Annotated in this window: 11 protein-coding genes and 1 pseudogene; 6 read left to right on the top strand and 6 right to left on the bottom strand. The window is 68.7% G+C overall.

Annotated features, from left to right (window positions below; genetic code table 11):
• The first annotated feature begins 98 nt into the window (after positions 1 to 98).
• Positions 99 to 911: a peptidoglycan DD-metalloendopeptidase family protein gene (locus ACWC91_RS08620; RefSeq protein ID WP_450640406.1), complete on the top strand. Its 813-nt coding sequence runs from the start codon at positions 99 to 101 to the stop codon at positions 909 to 911.
• 555 nt (positions 912 to 1,466) lie between these two features.
• On the top strand, positions 1,467 to 2,645 hold the full coding sequence (locus tag ACWC91_RS08615; protein ID WP_450725851.1) for a serine hydrolase domain-containing protein: 1,179 nt from the start codon (positions 1,467 to 1,469) through the stop codon (positions 2,643 to 2,645).
• Positions 2,646 to 2,739: 94 nt separating this feature from the next.
• Here ACWC91_RS08615 and ACWC91_RS08610 read toward each other — a convergent pair whose 3' ends face one another.
• Entirely contained in the window at positions 2,740 to 3,582 is an 843-nt protein-coding gene (locus tag ACWC91_RS08610) for an IS1634 family transposase (protein WP_450725849.1), read from the bottom strand.
• Between the two features lie 47 nt (positions 3,583 to 3,629).
• On the opposite strand from ACWC91_RS08610, the gene ACWC91_RS08605 reads away from it, so the two are divergent.
• Together ACWC91_RS08605 and ACWC91_RS08600 are read left to right on the top strand one after the other, a co-directional pair.
• Positions 3,630 to 3,926 carry a hypothetical protein gene (locus tag ACWC91_RS08605; RefSeq protein WP_450640412.1) on the top strand — a complete coding sequence of 99 codons (297 nt, stop codon included), beginning with the start codon at positions 3,630 to 3,632 and terminating at the stop codon, positions 3,924 to 3,926.
• Positions 3,927 to 4,162: 236 nt separating this feature from the next.
• Positions 4,163 to 4,540 carry a hypothetical protein gene (locus tag ACWC91_RS08600; RefSeq protein WP_450640414.1) on the top strand — a complete coding sequence of 126 codons (378 nt, stop codon included), beginning with the start codon at positions 4,163 to 4,165 and terminating at the stop codon, positions 4,538 to 4,540.
• Positions 4,541 to 4,932: 392 nt separating this feature from the next.
• Here the strand turns inward: ACWC91_RS08600 and ACWC91_RS08595 are convergent.
• The 3 genes and pseudogenes from ACWC91_RS08595 to ACWC91_RS08585 all read right to left on the bottom strand — a co-directional run bounded on the left by ACWC91_RS08595 (position 4,933) and on the right by ACWC91_RS08585 (position 9,419).
• Positions 4,933 to 5,718 (bottom strand): annotated as a pseudogene (locus tag ACWC91_RS08595) (DUF5995 family protein).
• Positions 5,719 to 6,247: 529 nt separating this feature from the next.
• On the bottom strand, positions 6,248 to 8,668 hold the full coding sequence (locus ACWC91_RS08590) for a FlgD immunoglobulin-like domain containing protein (RefSeq protein ID WP_450640416.1): 2,421 nt from the start codon (positions 8,666 to 8,668) through the stop codon (positions 6,248 to 6,250).
• Positions 8,669 to 8,948: 280 nt separating this feature from the next.
• Entirely contained in the window at positions 8,949 to 9,419 is a 471-nt protein-coding gene (locus ACWC91_RS08585) for an ATP-binding protein (protein WP_450640418.1), read from the bottom strand.
• Positions 9,420 to 9,712: 293 nt separating this feature from the next.
• Between ACWC91_RS08585 and ACWC91_RS08580 the strand changes: the two genes are divergently transcribed.
• Together ACWC91_RS08580 and ACWC91_RS08575 are read left to right on the top strand one after the other, a co-directional pair.
• Positions 9,713 to 10,537 carry a helix-turn-helix domain-containing protein gene (locus ACWC91_RS08580; RefSeq protein ID WP_450640420.1) on the top strand — a complete coding sequence of 275 codons (825 nt, stop codon included), beginning with the start codon at positions 9,713 to 9,715 and terminating at the stop codon, positions 10,535 to 10,537.
• The gene (locus ACWC91_RS08575) at positions 10,534 to 10,740 is read left to right on the top strand and encodes a DUF397 domain-containing protein (protein WP_450640422.1); all 207 of its coding nucleotides are present in this window, start codon (positions 10,534 to 10,536) and stop codon (positions 10,738 to 10,740) included. The genes ACWC91_RS08580 and ACWC91_RS08575 overlap by 4 nt, the downstream gene beginning before the upstream one ends.
• An 85-nt stretch (positions 10,741 to 10,825) precedes the next feature.
• Here ACWC91_RS08575 and ACWC91_RS08570 read toward each other — a convergent pair whose 3' ends face one another.
• Both ACWC91_RS08570 and drmD read right to left on the bottom strand, forming a co-directional pair.
• Complete coding sequence (locus ACWC91_RS08570; RefSeq protein WP_450640424.1) at positions 10,826 to 15,145, bottom strand: Eco57I restriction-modification methylase domain-containing protein; 4,320 nt, start codon at positions 15,143 to 15,145, stop codon at positions 10,826 to 10,828.
• Positions 15,142 to 18,384, bottom strand: a complete 3,243-nt coding sequence (drmD, locus tag ACWC91_RS08565; RefSeq protein WP_450640426.1) for a DISARM system SNF2-like helicase DrmD — start codon at positions 18,382 to 18,384, stop codon at positions 15,142 to 15,144. The genes ACWC91_RS08570 and drmD overlap by 4 nt, the downstream gene beginning before the upstream one ends.
• Positions 18,385 to 18,446: the final 62 nt, after the last annotated feature.

Genomic DNA, 18,446 nt, shown 5'->3' with positions numbered 1-18,446 from the left:
CTTGCCGAGAGCACTGCGCCTGCCTACGTTGTGTCGCGGTCCGCCGTCCGACCGGACGGCGGCTTCCTGCTGATCTCCCCACGAAGGAGCGATGCGCGATGCGATTCAGACGCCTGTGGGCCGTGACTGCCGCCGTGCTGTGCGCGCTGGCCGGCCTGCTGCTCGGCCCCGTCCAGCCGGCCGCCGCGGCCGCCACCGGGCCGAATCTGGCCGCTGCACCGAACTTCAAGGCCCCCTTCCCCTGCGGCCAGAAGTGGACCTACAGCCATCACTCGGCCGAGGTCCGCCGCGCGCTGGACTTCGTCCGCTCCGACGGGGGCACCACCAGCGGAACCCCGGTCCTCGCCTCGGCGGCCGGCACCGCCTACCGCTACTACGAGGCGAACGGCGCGGGCAACTACATCTCCATAGAGCACGGCGGCGGCTGGCGGACCTACTACTTCCACCTGTCCGCCTTCAGCGTCGCCAACGGCGCCTCCGTCACACAGGGCCAGCAGATCGGAACCACCGGGAGCACCGGCAACTCCAGCGGCGCGCACATCCACTACGAGCAGCTGTACAACGGTGTCGGCCAGAACATCCTCATCAACGGCAGCGCGCTGGCCTACCCCGGCAGCTACAACCAGTACTACCTCACCAGCGACAACGCCTGCGGTGGCGCCGGTACGCCGTTCATGACGTGGGGCAGCGGCGTCCGGGTGCGCAGCGACGCCCGACTGAGCGCGTCGGTGGTGACCACGCTCAGCGGCCCCACCAGCGTGCGGGTCCTGTGCCAGAAGCAGGGCGACACGGTGAACGCCGAGGGCTACACCAACAACTGGTGGAGCAAGCTGCGGGACCAGAACGGCTTCATCAGCAACATCTACATCGACCACCCGGCGGCCCAGCTCCCCGGCGTCCCCCTCTGCTGACCGAACTCCCGGCCGGCCAGCCCGAACACGTACGTTCAGGCCGGCCTCACGCCTTGGTGACGGCGCGTTCCTCCCGCGCCGTCACCGCACAGCGGCGGTCGTCGGCCAGTCCCCTCATACCCGAACCGGCCAACCACGCGGCAGCAGGGAATGCACGGCTCAACCGGGGACCGACGGCCCGAGCCGGGCATGGTGGCCCGGCACATCGGCCTGGCCGGGAAAGCGGGCTTCGCGAAGGCCCGTCTCCTGTCGTCTCCCGGCCCAATGGGACCGGCTAGTCTCGTACTTCGCGGGTCGTTGATTCGTGTGGATCGGGTGGCTGGATCAGCGATCTCCCAACCCGATCGGCGCGAGCATCCCACCAGTACCGGCCCGCGCCACCCCTGACCACCGAGTCACGCTGAAGTGGTCTCAGGGGTTAATGGGGGTCCTCTCGGGGGTGTTCCCTGATGAGTCACACAGCGCTTGTGCGGCACCGTCGTAGGCATGACTTCCAAGGCATGTCTTTCCGGCACCCAGGCAACTACGACGAGGGTCCGGCGCAGGCGGGTACCGGTGGCGGCGCTTGCCTGCGCGGTTCTCACCGCGGTGGCGCTGGGTACGGCCGTCCCGGCGGTAGCGGCTTCTGCTGAGCGGCCCACGGTCGCGGTCGAGCGCGCCAGTGGCCTGCCGGGTTTGGACCCGCAGGTCTTGCAGCGGGCACTCTCGAGTGCGCCTGACCGGGTCACAGGAGTGCTTGCGCGGGTGAGTGGCCCGGACGGTCATTGGGTCGGCACGTACGGGACTGCCGACGTTGCGACCGGGGCGTCGGTTCCGGTCGACGGCCGGTTCCGCCTCGGCAGCGTCACCAAGGCCTTCATCGCCACCGTGGTGTTGCAGCTTGCCTCCGAAGACCGCGTCGACCTCGATCAGCCCGTCCAGCGGTACTTGCCGAACGTACTGCCTGACAGCTACCCGCCGGTCCCAGTTCGCACCCTGCTCAACTTCACCAGCAGCCTTCCCGAACTGACACCGGATGACATCCCCACCACCCCGGACGGCATCGTCGAGCATCGCTTCGATGACCACCCGCTCGCGGAACTGGTCGTCAAGGCCGTTCAGCATGAGCGACCGTTCGCCGTGCCCGGCTCCATGCAGGTGTACGGAGCTACCGGCTACTACGTCGCCGCACTGCTCATCGAGAACCTCACGGGACACACCTACCAGCAGGAGATCACCAACCGGATCCTGCGGCCGCTGCACCTGCGCGACACGACCGCCCCGGAAACCAACACCACGATCCCGGGCCCTCACTCCCACGGCTACATTGCCGTGCCCCAGCCAGACGGCGGGACGCATCTGGTCGACATCACCGAACAGAACCCGGGCGCCGGCGGCATGATCTCCACCACGGCTGACCTCGACCACTTCCTGACCGCCCTCTTCCGAGGACGGCTCCTGCCACCGACCGAGCAAGCGGAACTGTTCACCGTCCCCGATGTCCCCTACCTCGGCGGCAGCGCCCACGACCCGGGCCACGGCCGCGCCTACTACGGCGCCGGACTGATGCGCGCGACCCTGTCCAACGGAGTGACCGTGTGGGGCAAGACCGGCAGCACCTTCGGCTACACCGACGGCATGTTCACGACCCGTGACCTGCGTCGCCGCCTGGTGTACTCCTTCAACCCCACCAACGGCGGAGGAAATGATCTCGCCCTGGTCAGCCAGATCCTTTCCGCGGCCTTCGCCTCATGAGAGGAAGCACAGCTCATGACCAGTGAGTTGACACACCCCATCCCTCACGTGACGTTGGTCATGCCCTGACCCGTGGAAACAGGCTCTGGGTGTATCAGGATTCAGGCACTCCCCAGGCTCTTTCCCCTGGACCCGGTACTTCGCGGTCGGTCCAGGTCTGTGGCCAGCGGGTTTGGGTGACTTCGATGCCGAGGAGTTCGAGGATGTGGAGTTGGACGCCTCGGGTGATCTGCATTGTCGGCTGGTCGGTGATGGTGCCGACGCGCAGGGTGAGTTCGCCGAGGTGGTAGAGGATCATCCGGCCGGTGGGGCGGACCCGGCGGTTGTCCGGGTAGAGGCCGACCATGGTCTGCTCGGGACCGAGCGCCCGTCTGACCTGGCGCTCGATCAGGCAGAACACCAGGAGTGCGAGGCAGATCACCTGGATCAGGGCGGCGACGCGGTGGTTGTGCTGCACGAACACCGGCGCGACGGCGAGCGGGCCCTTGAAGTCCGCGTACCGGCGCTCGACCGCGCCCTGGCCCTTGTACTGGACCAGGACCTGCGCGGGGTCGGCCTTGTCGGCAGGCATGCCGGCCAGCAGTGCGTACCAGCCGTCGACCGCGGCCTCGGCGTCCAGTACCTCCTGGTCGAAGTGCCACTCCAGACTCGGGACGCCGGTCTCGTCCTCGGTGATGTGCCAGCGCAGGCAGGACACGACACCGCGGCGGGCGGCGATGACCCCGACCCGGGCGGCGATCTTCTCGCGGGTCCTGTAGTGCCGCCCGCCCGCCGCACCGGCAAGCTTGTCCAGCTCCTCCTCCGCCTTGGCCAGCCGCTTGGCCCGGGCCGCCTGCTGCCCCTTCGCGTTGCCGGTGGAGTGGACCAGAATCCGTCGCACCGTCAGCACCGGGTCGCGCTTGCGCGGACCGGTCAGGGTGTGGACGTCCTCCAGCACCCGGCAGACCTCCCGCTCCCCGGGCGGCTTGCCCGCGTCCCGCTCGGGTGAGCGCCCTGCGCACAACGCTCGCCGCACTGGACAACGCGGAGGCGGTGCCCGTGGATGAAGCCGAAATGCGCGGCCTGGCTCTCGAACAGTCACCGGTCGGTGCCGGTGCCACCGAGGCAGTGCGGCGTGAGCTGAGCGAGTGCAGTGTGGCGGATGTCGTGCGAGCCGAGGCCACCGAGCGACTGGAAGCCGCAGCGCAGTTGACCGCGCCCGCCCACGATGCCCGTGTCGCGCAGCTCCGCGCGGAGGCCGCCGTGCTGCTTGGCTTCCTCGACGGCCACGGCACCCCGTAGAACACGGAAGATCCAAAGACTACGGCACCCCACTGACAACCAGCCCCGGAACAGCCGCGGCACCCACACCGCAGTGAGCTCCGCCGCTGCGCGGCTCCGAACCGAGGATGAGCTAACCCGGGCGTAAACGCCCGGGCTTGCGCTCAAGAAGACGGTCAAGACCTGTGGATCGGCGTGTCACGCGACTTGAGCATCACCTCCTGATTCGCGGGGCGTTCGACCCGTATCGTCCAGACATGGACACCACTGCTTCACCCCGCGTGCTCGTCATCGGGTTTGATCCGTACCGGGTGCCCGGGCCGTGGGATCCCGAGCCGGTGGCCAAGGCGATCGAGGCGGGACTGACCAAGTTCGCCGAACGTGGCGTGGGCGTCGAGACCTGTCTGATCGGCCTTGATGGAAGTGACGACGTGGAAGCGGTCGTCGGGAATGCGCTGCGAGCCCATCCGTGGGAATGCGTCACCGTCGGCGGTGGCCTGCGGCACTCAGACGATCAAGTTGAACTGCTCGAGCAAGTAATCAACCTGGTTCGGCGGCACGCACCCGATGCGGCCATCGCGTTCAACAGCACCCCAGCCACCACCTACGAGGCCGCTGCCCGTTGGATCGAGTGACGACAGTCGACTACGGGACTTGAGTCCTTCGCCGGCCTTGCCGAAGGTCATCCGCTTGCCGCTGCCGACCAACAGGCGAGATCCGCGTTTGCGCAGTTCAGGGCGTATTTTCTGGAGATCCTCAATACCAGCCAACTCCGCTTGGGGAGTTCGAGCTCTACTTCGACCCCTTGGGCGTCGGGGCGACTCCGGTGCGATCCGTATGCCGCGCCGCACGTGACCGCCGACGCCTCGGGGGACTGCGGTCCCCCGGGGCGTCGGCATGGGAATCGTCCTCAGGTGGGCCTGCTGAATCGCTTCGTCGAGCGACAGCTGAGGCTCGTTCTGACACTAGGTGAGCAGGTGTTCGGCACCGGCTCCAGCCAGTTGCCGGACGGTCAGTCCGCCGGGCCTCATCCCGTTCCCTGCCGGGCGGAGGGTCGCTCCATGGCCTTGTCCAGATGAGTGATGACGGCCGGCACGTCATCGCTCTCGGTGCTTCGGATCAGCTGCAAAGCCGGCCGGACGAGTCCGGCCGGTCGCGCTATCAACCGTGCGAGCACGGCAGCCCGGATGTCGAGCCGCCGGATGGTGGCCTCGCGCTCCTCTTCGTTCTGGCCGGCAAGCAGGACGGCGTTGTACCACGCCTCCTCGCGGGACTGACGGACACTGAAGTCGAGGATCCGCTCGTCGGTGCGGGCTCCGACCCGATCCAGCAGCGACAGGAACGGCGACAGGGCGCCGACCGAGTCCTGCACCGCCAACACCACCCGCGCAAGGATGTCGTTGATCAGCAGAAAGTCGCGCCGCAACGCGTGGATGGCCTAGCCCGGGCTGGTCCGCGCGGCGGCGACGGCCAGATCGAGGTTGATGTGCGCGTTCACGCCGAGTATCAGGTGCTGGACGATGATGGTGTCGGCTTCGTCGAGCAGCCCGAACGTCTCGCGCCAGCAACGCGGCCCGCTCCGGTCACGACGCCAGGCGTCGTACGCGTCGAAGTAGCGGTTGCCGAAGAGCGTGTCGAAACGGTCCATTCGGGCGCCGTCTTCGAACAGCCCACCGTGGATGGCCGTGCGGACCTCAACGGTCACCTGTCGGTACAGCGCCGCGAAGTATCCGACCCGGTCACCGGCGCGGCTTGCCTCCCGCACGATCCCGGCAAGCCTGTCCACGACATCGTCGATGTTCTCTGCCTTCATGCCCAACTCCCCTCTTACAGACCCTCGTTCAGCCCGCACTCTGGCTGCTGTCCGCAGTGCCGATCACAGCCCAGTCCTACCACCGCACACCGAGGAGGGTCCCCGCCCTGCAGGAAACGGACGGAAGCCCCGGACCCTGCACGTCGACATCCCCGGGGCGGGCGCCTGAACCCGCATCCGACACCCCGTCACCAGTGATCGGGCACGGCGCCTTCCCGTGGTGCCCGGTGCGCTGTCGCCGGGCACCACGGAACGTGACTGCCACCAGATCGCCTCGCCCCCTCGGAGTGGTCGATGAAATGGTTCGGAACGTGGTGCCGGAACCCTGGCTCGACGGTCCAGGCGATGGTGCCCCCGAGCAAGGCCGCGCACGGCCGTGTCACCGATCGGGCATCGGTGACACGGCCGCGCCGAATGTCGGATCAGGACCCGTGCACCGGGCAGGGCCGCCGCCGCATGCGACGGAGCGATCTGGCGTCCGGAAGTACGGGCCTGCCGACGTCGGGTACGTCGAACGGTGACCCGGTTGCTAGAGAGCGCTCTCCCTGCGCGAGGCGAGCGAGCCGTGGCTGCGCAGCGCCCCGTAACCGCTGTCGGCAACAAGGTGGTTGGACGCGTTCGGTGTCGCCTTGGCACCCGCACCCGTCACCATGATCGCGCCGCTGAGCTTCAGCTCCGCGCCCTGCCCGTCCCGTGGAGCCGCCGTCAGCTCCCAGGTGTACGTCCCGTTGTGTGAGAGTTGCCCGTTCAAGCGCCTGCCGTCCCACGCCGCGGTGAGCGCCGCGCCGCGCTGTACGGCGTCCAGTGTGCGGACGACTTTGCCCCCCGCGTCCTTGATCACGACCTGCACGCCCGGAGCCGCCGGCTTCGACAACTGCCAGGAGCCGTCCCAACGGTCGTCCGTGGCCGACTGCAGGTCGACGGACGTCTCGGGGTGGGTCTCGATCGCGGCGAGCGGAGAGGTGGGTACGCCGGCGCCGACGGCACGCATGGCGCCGGGCTTACCGCGCCCGGGAACGTAGGCCAATCCGCCGCCGAAGCGGTCGACGGCGTAGTAGTTGGGGGCCAGGAAACCGGTGATGTCCGCCAGCGTACGGGTCGTCACGCTGTCGACGGTGTGGAAGTCGACGAGTTGGAGCTTGCCCGCGGTCGCGTCGTGCAGAACGACATAGCCGTCTCCGAGTTCGCCGCCCTTGGGGACATCGATCATGCGCTGCGTGGTGCGGTCCCAGACGCCGGACGCCGGGAGGTCGCTGTAGGCATCGCACGTCCAGTACACCCAGCGGCCCACGGCCTGCAGGTCCGTCGGCGTGCACTCCTTGCCGAGCGAGAAGGACTCGGTCCTGCCCGACTTCAGGTCGGTGGCCTTGACGGTGCCCTTGGTGTCGCCGGGTGTCCAGAACGTCGTACCCCAGACGGCGGCCGCCGAGGCCGCGCGTGTCAGCAGCACCTTGTCGTCGCCGGACTTCTCGCGATCGATGACGTGCTGCTGGTACTGCCCGAAGCCGGACATGTACCCGTACCCGTAGACGACATACCGGCCGGAGGCGTCGACGACCTCCCCGCCGCCCGGCGCGGCGAGGACCGCGGCGTCGTCGGGATTCGAAAGGACCTCGATCCCGGGGCCCTTCGCGTAGGCGAAGGTGCCGTCGCCCAGTGCGTACGCGCCGTTGCCCGCGGAGCCACCCGTGCCGTCCGTGCTCAGCGGCGGCTCGGCCACCAGGCTGCGCTTCCCGGCCGACGGGGTGTCACCGAGCTCGATGTGCCGCTTGTACAGCGACGGCAGGTAGTTGGTGTCCGTCTCCTGCATCGCAAGGTCCCCGGCCGCCAGCGTCACCGCTCCGTACGTACCCGGCTTCGGCGCCACGGCCCGGACCGCGCTCACGCCCAGGCTGCCGTCGGCCTGCACACTCACCTTGCGCACGGCCCAGTCGCCCGCTGAACTGCCGCCCGCGACCAGGACGCCGCCGTCGGGCGTCGGGTTCAGCCCGTACGTACCGCCCAGGCGGCCGTGCGGCAGCAGCGTCCTCGTCGCTCCCCCTCCGATCGGCGCGGCAAGCAGCGGCTCGCCGCGGTTCTTCGGCGCGTCGCTGTTGCGGAACGACTCGGTCTGGCGCAGCGAGACGACCCAGTCGCCCACCAGCGCGACGAACGACCGCTGCTCGTACGCCGACGCCACGCCGACCGTGGTCTCCGCGCCGCCCAGGGCGTCCCGGCGCAGCAGGTGCACCTTCTCGTCGCCGTACGCCGGATCGAACCACCCGGCGTACGTCTCGGAGAACACCACCTGGGTGAAGCCGCTGATCCACGAGCCCTTGAGTACGCCGGTGATCTCCCCGGTCGCCAGGTCGACCAGCCCGACCTCGCCCGTCGGGTCACCGGAGACGATGATCGCCAACTGGCCGGCATCCGCGCCGAGCACCTTGTACGACGCCGCGCGCACACCGTTCTCGCCGGTCACCGGGGTGTCGGTGAGCTGTCCGTCGCGCAGGCGCAGCAGATGCAGCGAGTCGACGTCACCGCCGGCCGTCCAGGTCGCCGTCACCACGGTCTCGCCGAAGGTGCCGTGGTACGTCTGTCCCTCGGGGAGCGTGAACCGGGCCGACGTACCGGCCTTCATGTCCTTCAGCTCGACCGACCGGTCCGCCACGGTGTACACCCCGACCACGTCGGAGGCGTGGCCGCCGATGCGCTCGGCGGAGGTGTCGGCCGGGTCCTTGCCCACGGTCTGCGGGTCGCCGGTGACCGGGCTCCAGCGGTACGCCGTGAAGGCGTCGCTGTCCAGCTGCGTCTGATTGAGGTCGCCGACGGTGCCTGCCGACTCCAGGTTGTAGGGGCGGGGCAGGTAGCGGTCCGGGGCATCGATCGTCAGGGTCGGGGGCGCCGTCGTCGCGGCATGGGCGCTGGTGAGGAGGAAGGGCAGGGTTCCGCCGGCGGCCGCGAGGGCCATGGTCGTGGCGAGCGCGCCTCGGACGATTAATTGTGTTCGGTTCGGTCGGTGGCGTATGGACACGTGACACCTCCAAGTGATCTTCGAAAGGCGCGTCAGGCTAGCACGGCATTCGAACTTACTTGCGAATCAAATGTGGTGGAGTTGTGACGGGTCGGGTCAGTGTCAGTGCCCGGCAGTCACTGTCGGCCGTCTTCCTGCCGGCCGCGGTGGGGGCGCGTGACGGTCCGCCGCCGACACCGGGGGGCCAGGCACTGGATTTCACTGGCCAGACCCAACGTCAGCGGCCACAGCACTGGAGGGAGACCTCGGCCCAGGCGGTCTTGGTGTACGCGTCGTGGGCGGTGCAGCCCCAGCGGTCCGCATACGCCTCGACGAGCAGGAGGCCACGACCCGACGTCGCGTCGGCGGGCGGGGGCGGGGCGGCGGGGTGCGGGGGCAGGCGCTCGGGGCGGGTGTCCGTCACTTCGATCCGCAGACCGTGCGGCAGGAGGAGCAGCGTCAGCCGGAAGTCGCGGCCGGGGAGGCTGCCGTGGCGGATCGCGTTGGAGGCCAGCTCGGCCGTGACGAGGGCGACGGTTCGGGCGGGTTCGGCGTCGTGCGGGAGGCCGGTCCACTCGGTGATCTGCTGGACGGCGAGATGCCGGGCCAGCCGGGCGCCGCGTCTGGTGCTGCTGAAGCGCAGGGTCAGTTGGTGGGTGGCGGGGGTGCGGGGTGGCGCCGTCTCGTCGGGAATCTGATGTTGTGTCACGGGATCAGCGTGGGCGGGTGGGTGTGCCGCTGACCAGGTACGTCGGTCGTACGTCGGGGTTGTTGTACGGAAGGGGAGGTTCCGATGGTGCCCTGGTTGTACGGGGCTTGTACGGGGCTTGTACGGGTGTTGTACGGGTCACACGCCGTGCCCTCGTTCCTGCGGATCGCGTTGGACATGGCCCCGGTGGCGTGCGGGTGACGAGCGTAGCCGTGGGTGGTGTGCGGGGTTGCACTCAGGGCACGGAAGGGTGTGGGAGCGTGAAGGCGGTACGGGGTACGCGGAACAGTCGTGTGGCGAAGACCAAGGACGAGGTTCCCGACCTGCCGGGTGTGTGGTCGGCGTACGGCGTGCTGCTGCAGCATCTGCGGAAGCGGTGCGGGTTGAACCAGCAGCAGCTCGGGGACGCCATCGGGTACTCGCTGGAGCAGGTCGCGTCGGTGGAGCAGGGGCGGCGGCCAGCGAAGGCGGCGTTCACGGTGGCGGCGGATCGGGTGTTGGAGGCGGGCGGGGTTCTGGAGGCGCTCCAGGACGAGGTGGACCGGGCGAAGTTGCCTCGGTTCTTCCGTAACTTCGCGCTGATCGAGGCGGAGGTGGTGAGTCGCTTCTCGTACGATCCGCTGCTGGTGCCGGGACTGTTGCAGACGGAGGCGTACGCACGGGCCGTCTTCGCCGGGCACTGCCCGCCGCTCAGCGAGGAGATCATCGACCAGCACACGGAGGCGCGGCTCAGTCGGCAGAAGCTGCTCATGCGAGTGCCGCTCGCCGAGCTGTCGTTCATCATCAGCGAGGAGGCGTTGCGCGATCCGGTGGGCGGCAAGGAGGTCATGTGCGGGCAATGGCAACGCCTCCTGGAGGTGGGCGCTTTGCGCAACGTGGAGATCCAAGTCATGCCTGCCGGGCGGGGGTTCCATCCGGGCAAGAACGGTCCGTTCGTAGTGGTGGAGACGCACGAGCACAAGCACCTTGGCTACTTCGAGTCCCAGGGCGTCGGGTGCGTTGTCTCAGAGCCCGCAGAGGTCAGTGCCTTCGCCTTGCGATATGGCAAGCTGCGATCGCAGGCCTTGAACGTCGAGGAGTCTGCGCGACTCATCGAGCGGATGGTTGGAGAGACATGAGCGTGGAGCAGGTGGCCGAGAACGTGGACGGGCTGCACTGGTTCAAGAGCAGCTACAGCGGATCGGACGGCGGCGACTGCGTGGAGGTGGCCACCGGCCTGGACGCCGTGTACGTACGGGACTCAAAGGCCGCGGGTCGCGGACCAGTGCTGCGGGTCGGCCAGGACAAGTGGGCTGCCTTCCTGGCGCTTGCTGCGGAGTAGAGCCAAGCAGCACTTCCGAGCGGAACAACGGGCTCGCTCGCGTTACTTGGGGTGACGTGAGCGAGCCCGTCGTCATGCCGTCGGCTCAGAACAGGGCGCCCTCGGCGCCCTCACCGAAATCCGCCCCACCTCGCGCGGCCAGCTCTTCCTTGCGCTTCCGGATGGCCTCGGGAGACGGCGGGGGCAAGTCGGGGTGCTTCTCCCTCGCCTTCTTCTCCGTCACTCCCTTGTGTCGGCCGAGGTGAACCTCGTCGGCGTAGGCCTGGTGGTTCAGCTGACGCAGCCGATCGATGATCTCGGTTCGGGCGTGGAGGCCGATGGTGTAGCGGGGACCCTGGTCGGTCTCGTGGAAGCCGTGGTCGAGCGGGAAGGTCTTGTAGGTCGGATCTGTGACCGGAGTTCGCCCGGAGCCGTCCAAGAGGTCACGCCAGCCGTAAGCTTCGATAGTGGCCTTGTCGACATCCTCATGGATGAGACGAAGCTCGACAATATCTTCATCACGACACTCGGAGTCGTGAACCAGATTATACGTGGCAGTGAGCCCCATGCCGCGAGCAAGCATTAGATCACGGCGATAGCTGTGAAGTCGAGCCCCGGCAGTCCGTAGTGAATCCGTCAGCGGCGGGCGAACAAGCGTTTCGAACACGTCGGTTGGGCTATAGTTAAGATCCGCCTTCATGGTCGAACTACGATCAAGGGCCCACCAGTAATGTACTGAGCTCGACAGTACCGCCAGGAGAGCCGGATCCTCAGAAGCGAAAACACCCAGTTTATGCGCAAAGACAGGACCTGTCGGCACCATCACCGGCATGACAGCTTTGCTAACCAGGGTAATCACAATACAAGACCTCAGCGACGCCAGCGCCTCAACCATGTTGGACCCCTTTGAGGCATAATGCCACCAGTAGTCGCGGTAGGCCTTGATGTTCTTTTGTTCCCGCTCGGGCTTAACCTCCCGAAAAACTTGATCAAACGCCTTGGGATACGTTTGCGCCTTCACCAGGTCCCAATCATGGAAGTTGATGACCCAGCGATCAGTGCTGTGATCTGAGCGACCGTTGACGTCCTGCCCAATCAGGTAAGGGAAAAGGACTTCCGCGTACCGTGAATCCTCGTCAATCCAGGACCGTGCCTCTGCCTCAGAGAGGGTGAACCCCAAACCCAGAACGTTCGATCCCATGAACGCAATCTTACGATTTGCGTGCAGCGATTCCGCCCAGGAGGTGACCCTAGACGCCAGATTCAAAGATGTGGAAATTCCGTTAGGCGCGGCCACTCCATTTAGCATCTTCATCGCTGATTTCGCCGTCGGCACCCTACTGGTCCAAACTGCGCAATACTCGAGTTGAGCTGACCTTGACGGCCAAGGCTCACTTTTCACAGCACGGCGAATTTCCATTCCGCCGCGCTCCAGTTGGTCAAGGCTGACCTCTCTCGTATCCCCTTGCGCAAGCGTGTTAGTGGCGATTAGCCCGGACTGACCCTTCGAGTTCAGAAGCGCATGAACCCGCAGCTCGAAATACGCCACCAAGTCGGCGTTCCCACGCTGGCTTGCCGAGACATAATCTACCAAGTATTCCCGATATGAGGAACCCATTGCGAGGGATACCTTCTTCGCCCCCAAGAAGGGAGGGTTTCCTACAATTGCGTCGAACCCATCCCTAAGCGAGAACACCTCCGGAAACACCAAAGGCCAATGCACCGGCCGCCGCTCCAGCGCCCCCTCCGGCAGCTCCGCCGCCAGCCACTCCTCCGCCGTAGCCCGCGCCTCGCGCACCACCTCGGAGCCGTCCTCGACCCCGTCTTCCATGATCCGCTGGACAGTCAACGCAGCCCAAGGAAACAGATCCCGGATCCGCTCCCCACCGTCTTCCTCGTACCACGGCACCCGCCCCGAAGCACAAGTAGCCAGCGCCGCCCCCGCGAGCAGGTCACCCACCAGCCGCAGCCGCCGCGAGTGCCGGTTGACCTCCTCCAGGCGCTCCCGTTTCTTCTGGAGCGCCGGCAGGTCCACGCCCTTGATGGCGGTGATCGCCAACCGCTCCCGCGTCAGCTGGTCCACCAGCTCACGTGCCTGCTCGGCCAGGATGTCGGCCTGCTGCACCGGCTTCATGTGGACGCCCTGGATCTGCTCCATGCTGTGCACGCCCAGCAGCGAGTCACCGGCCACCAACCGGTCATCCAGGAACGTGAACGGGCGCTCCGGGTCCATCGACACCAGCCAGAGCGACAGCTTGGCCATCTCCACCGCCATGGGGTTGATGTCCACCCCGTACAGGCAGTGCTCGATGATCTGGCGGCGGGCCTCGACGACCACCGGGTCCTGTTCCGCGTCCGCCGCCGTGACGGCCTCGACAGCGCGCCCCGCCCGGTAGACCATCGCGTCCGTGCGACCCTCGTCCTCCCAGGCCTCTATCAGGCGGTCGCCCAGATAACGGCAGGCAGCCACCAGGAAGGCCGCCGAGCCCACCGCTATGTCCGCGACCTTCAGGTCAAGGATCTGCTCGGACGGCTTCAGCCGCCACTCCCCCGTGTCCGCCGTCTGCAGCGGACCCGGCTCGTAGACCAGGGGCTCCAGGGCGTGCAGCACGACCTCCTCCGCGAGGAAGCGGGGCGTGTAGTGCGTGCCCGTGTTCTTGCGAAGCGAGGACTCGGCCACGTACAGCGTGCCGTTCGGGATGACCGTCGGGAGGCCGCGCAGGTCGTCCCGCAGGATGCCGACGAACGGCAGCAGCCGTTCCGTCAGGGCCGGGTCCTTCGTCACCGCGTTCAGACGGCGACGCGCCTCCGCCGCGTCCTCAGCCGGCAGCGGGGCGAGCTTCTTCTCCAACTGGCCCGCCGTCGCTGGAGGCTTCGGGTCCTTCCACTTCTCGTGGATGGACTTGGCCAGCGACTTCAGCGAACCGCCCGCCTGCGCAGCCAGCGACTCCAACTGCCGCAGCGGGACCTCGTGTTCCAAGCCCTCGGGGCCGATCAGGCCCACCATGTGCTCGGTGGCCCGACGGCCGTCGTACGACAGCAGGCCCTCGTACACGTAACCGATCTGCTCGACGTCCAGCGCCCGGAAGCTGAGCGTGCGGACCTCGCGGTCCTTGCCCTTGCCGACGCGGACCTCCTGGACCGCCTGGAGCATGTGCAGGACCGTACGGTCGTCTATCGGGAGGAGCGGGGTCGTGCGCTCCAGCCACGGGTACGTGTCGGGGTCGAAGATCGAGCCGTCGTACGCGGGCAGGTGGAAGCCGGAGCCGGGGTGGTCCACTCCCCCGTGCACCGCGTGGAAGAGGGCGATGAGGCGGTGCCACGCCGACGTCGTGTGCTCCAGCGACGTCTCGCCCTCCTCGTCCGCCCGCGCCTTCAGCTCGTCGCGCAGGAAGCGGGCGGAGTACGACCGCGCGTACACCTCGTTGTCCGCCGGCAGCAGGCCGCGTTCCTCCGCGAACAGCAGGAAGACGACGCGCATCATCACCGCGACCGAGGCCCGGTAGACCTCGCTCGCGCCGACGCCGTCCGCGTGCAGGCCGGCGGCACCGTTCTCGACGGCGCGGACGTCGGCGCGCCCGATGGCGTCGACGAGGAGTTCCACGGCCTGCCGGACCTGGACGCCCAGCGCCTCGGTGACGTCCTCGCCCGCCGCGAGGCTCGCCTTGAGGAGCCCCACCAGCGATTCGGGCTCGTCGTACTCGAAGAAGCGGCGGCGCCGCAGCAGCGAAACGAAGGCGCGGACGACATTGCGCTCCGCCGCCTCGTTCCAGCCGATCGTGTCGAAGACCGCCGTGGTCGTGACGCCGCCCAGCGGGGCCCAGACCAGGCACCACCAGCGGCCGTCCGTCACCAGGCCGAGCGGCACCCCGTGGTGCCGGAGGAGGCGGGCCAGGCGGTCGGCCGGTGCCGCCGCCCAGTCGCCGCCGCCGCCCGTCCGCGCGGTGGGCGCGGTGCCCGCCGGGACCGTCATGCCCAGCAGCCGCACCCGCTTGGCGGCGGCCTCGGTGCTGGGTTCGGCCGCCAGGTCGGTGCCCGGGTCGACGAGGGCGAAGTCGGGGCGGACTTCGGCGTTGTGCTCGGGCACGCGCAGGGTGAGGCGGTCCAGGCCGTGGTGCTCGGTCTCGCCCACGCGGAGTGTCAGGGCGTCGTTCCAGCCGAGGAGCCGGGTCAGGAGGTACGCCACCCACTCGTCGCGGCCCGCCGTCGTGTCGGTCTGCCAGTCGGCGTGGCGGGCGCGCAGGCGGGCGCGTTCGTCCTTTTCGAGGGTGTCGAGCTGGGGCCAGGTCCGCAGCAGGACGGGCATGGTGAGGAAGGGGCCGGAGACCTCGGTGAGGTCCAGCCACTCCTGGTGCTGCCGGCGGCCGTCGATGGCCTGGGCCTTGGCGGCGGCTATTCCACGGCTCACGGTGCGGCGGGGGCTCATCGGCGGGCTTCCTTTGCGGGAACGACGAAGACGACGGCGGCGGGGAAGAGGTGGGAGCGGGGCTCGCGGTAGCGGGCGGCGATGGCGGCGAGTTCGCGTTCGCGCTCGGCGGGGAGGCCATCGCGGCGTTCCTGCCAGCGGCGGCGGTCGTCTTCGAACTGGCGGCGCTCGTGGCCGGTCAGCTCGTGGGTGGACAGCAGGGCGAGCTGTTCGCCGTCGCCGTCGCCCTCTTCCTTGAGCTTGGCGCGCAGGGTGGCGTCGAAGCGGTCGAGGGTGGCGGTGATGCGGCGCTCCTCCTCGACTCGGCGGTCGGCGAGGCGGCTCTCCAGCTGGCGGCCGAGTTCGGCGGCGCGGGCCTCGAGCGACCGGTAGAGCGGGTCGCGGAGCCTCGGCCAGGCCTCGGTGAGCTCCCTGCGCAGGTGCGGGGCGGCCTCGGTGCCGTCGGTGAGGGCCTGGGACAGGACCCGGCCCTGTTCGCCGACGGACTCCCAGCGACGGAAGCGTCCGGTGTCGCCGAACCAGCCGCCCGCGTACAGGACTTCCTCGTGGAGGCGAGTGCCGTCGGTGCCGACGAGGACGTAGCGTGCGTAGGCGGAGACCAGGGTGGTGGTGACGGCCGGGTCGTCGGAGACCACGGCGGTGACGCGGTTGAGGCCGACCGAGTCGGCGTTCCACACGGCGGCGGTGAGCAGGCGTGTGGAGAGGGCGACGAGCGGGTGCTTGAGGTGGGCGAGGACGACGTCGTCCCGGGCCTGGGCCGCGGCCACCGGGGAGAAGGTGAGCGGGCGCTGCTCGCCCTCGCGCAGCTTGTGGGCGAGGCCGCGGGTGGCGCGCTCCCAGCTTCCGGAGAGCGGCTGTACGTCGAAGAGGTCACCCGGTTCGAACTCCCCGGCGCGGAACGCGGACGGCAGCAGAGCGGGCTGGTGGTCGAGGGCGAGGGCGGTGTCGACGACGCGCTTGATGTTGGCCGGGCTCAGGCCGAGGGCCGACACGGTGCCCTCGTACTGGTCGGCGAGCCTCTTGGTCTGGGCGGTGACGTTCTGCTCGGGCGCGACCTCGCCGCCGGTGCGGCGGCCCTTGATCTGCTTGGGCTTGGCGTTCTCGATGTCGACGGGGGCGGTGTCACCCGTCATGCGGCGCTGAACGGCGTCGGCGAGGACGGCGTTGACGGAGCCGAGGTCGTGCTCCATGCGCGCGACCTTCTTGGCGACGCGGGAGAGGAATTCGAGGTCGGCCTCGTAGGAGCCGGCCTGGGCCTGCTGCCAGCCGGAGCCGATGAAGTGGGTGGTCTCCGGGTCGTGCTTCTGACCCCAGCGGTCGATGCGGCCTATTCGCTGTTCGAGCTTGTTGGGGTTGAAGGGTATGTCGTAGTTGATGAGGCGGTAGCAGTGGTTCTGGAGGTCGATGCCCTCGCCGGCGGCGTCGGTGGCGAGGAGGATGCGCACCTTGCCCTCCGGCTGCGACGGGTCCGTCTGGAAGCCGAGACGGATGCGCTCGCGCTCCTCGGCGGACAGGCCGCCGTGCAGGCGTTCCACGCGGCCGCCGTCGGTCAGTCCCTCCTGCTGGAGGAGGTCGTGGAGCCACTCCTGGGTGTCGCGGTACTCGGTGAAGACGACGATCCGCTCGTTGGTCCAGCGCTTGCCGTCGGGTGTCCGGCAGACGGCCTTGAGTTCGCTGATGAAGGTCTCGGCCTTGGAGTCCGGGGCCGCCTCGTGGGTGAGGGCCCAGCGCTCCATCTCCTGCAGCAGGTCCAGTTCCCGGCCGTCCTCCGCCGGGGTGAGGGAGGTGGAGCGGGTCAGGGCGTCGTCCTCGGCGTCGACCAGACCCGCGTCGTCGAGATCGGCCACCAGGTCGGCGAACTCCTCCAGCCACTCGGGGACTTCGGCGGCGGCCGTACGTCCCCGCGCCGGGCCGGTGTCCTCCAGGTGGGAGAGGTAGACCTGGACGGTGTGCAGGAAGGCCGCCGGGGAGGAGAACAGGCGCTTCTTCAGCAGCAGCGTCACCAGGTCGGCGGCGCGGCGGCCTCCCCGGGCCTTCGGGGTGAGCTTCTTGCGGCGCAGCTCGGCGAAGGAGCCGAGCAGTTGGTGGATCTCGCGTTCCTGCGGGGTGTAGTCGACGGGGAGTTCGCGGGTCCTGCGGGTACGGAAGCGGGGCGTGCCGTCGGCGTTGGTGACCGTCGACTTCAGGCGTCGTACGACGGTGTCCTTGAGGGCTTCCTTGTCGGGGTCGACGCCGCGCGCGAAGCGCTGGTCGTCGATGAGTTCGAGCAGGGCCGTGTACGACTCGGGGTAGCCGTTGTGCGGGGTGGCCGAGAGGAAGAGGCGGTGCTCGAAGTGCGGGACGAGGCGCCGGATCAGCTTGGTCTGCTGGGAGTCGACGGCGTAGACCTGCTTGGGCGCGGCGGGTGCGACGTGGTGGGCCTCGTCCAGGACCAGCAGGTCGAAGAAGCGCTTGTGCTCGCCGTCGGTGCTCTCCTCGGGGGCGCCGATGACCTCGTCGAGGAGGCGCTGGGCCTTCTGGCCGCGCAGCCAGGGCAGGGAGACGATGGTGAGCGGGTGCACACGGAAGGGGTTGGCGGCCGTTCCGTGGGTGCGGCGCAGGCGGGCGCAGTGCTCGGAGTCGACGATGGTGAACTCCAGGCCGAACTTCTCGGCCATCTCGTCGCGCCATTTGAGCGTGAGGCCGGCCGGACAGACCACCATGGTGCGGCGGGCCCGGCCGCGCAGCATGAGCTCCTGCACGACGAGGCCGGCCTCGATGGTCTTGCCGAGGCCGACGTCGTCGGCGAGGAGGAGGTTGACGCGGGGTGCGCCGACCGCTCGCGACACCGGCTCCAGCTGGTACGGCTCCACGGCGACACCGGAACGGAACGGCGCCTGGAGGGTCTTGGCGTCGGCGGAGGCGACGGCGGACCAGCGCACGGCGTCGAGGAAAGCGGCGAGGCGGTTCGGGGTGTCGTACACGCCGGTGGAGGCGTCGGGGAGGGAACCCGCGGGCAGCACGCGGCGGCCGGGCTCCACCTCCCAGATGACGGAGAGGGTGTCACCGAAGCGGCCGTCGGCCACGGACTGGAGATGGACCAGGGTCGCGTTCCGGCGGTTCCCCTCGCCGTCGGCGGCCGGGGAGGGTTCGACGCGGGCGACCACCCAGGACTGGCCACGCACCTCGACCAGATTGCCTTCCTCGGGCAGCAATTCCGCCCCCGTCCGTTCGGTCGCACGCTGAACTGCAGGCGTCATGGGCGCTGTTCTCCTCGGCGTCTTCCCACGCCGCCCGTAGACAATGCCTGTCTCCCCTCCGG

Source organism: Streptomyces sp. NPDC001204 (genome assembly GCF_053598035.1).
Note: the sequence above shows the minus strand (reverse complement) of the source record. Positions and strands in the feature narration are given on the sequence as shown.

Coding starts and splice junctions, on each gene's coding strand:
- ACWC91_RS08620 (WP_450640406.1), top strand. CDS start 99: ATGCGATTCAGACGCCTGTGGGCCGTGACTGCCGCCGTGCTGTGCGCG.
- ACWC91_RS08600 (WP_450640414.1), top strand. CDS start 4,163: ATGGACACCACTGCTTCACCCCGCGTGCTCGTCATCGGGTTTGATCCG.
- ACWC91_RS08590 (WP_450640416.1), bottom strand. CDS start 8,668: ATGGCCCTCGCGGCCGCCGGCGGAACCCTGCCCTTCCTCCTCACCAGC.
- ACWC91_RS08575 (WP_450640422.1), top strand. CDS start 10,534: ATGAGCGTGGAGCAGGTGGCCGAGAACGTGGACGGGCTGCACTGGTTC.
- ACWC91_RS08570 (WP_450640424.1), bottom strand. CDS start 15,145: ATGAGCCCCCGCCGCACCGTGAGCCGTGGAATAGCCGCCGCCAAGGCC.
- drmD (WP_450640426.1), bottom strand. CDS start 18,384: ATGACGCCTGCAGTTCAGCGTGCGACCGAACGGACGGGGGCGGAATTG.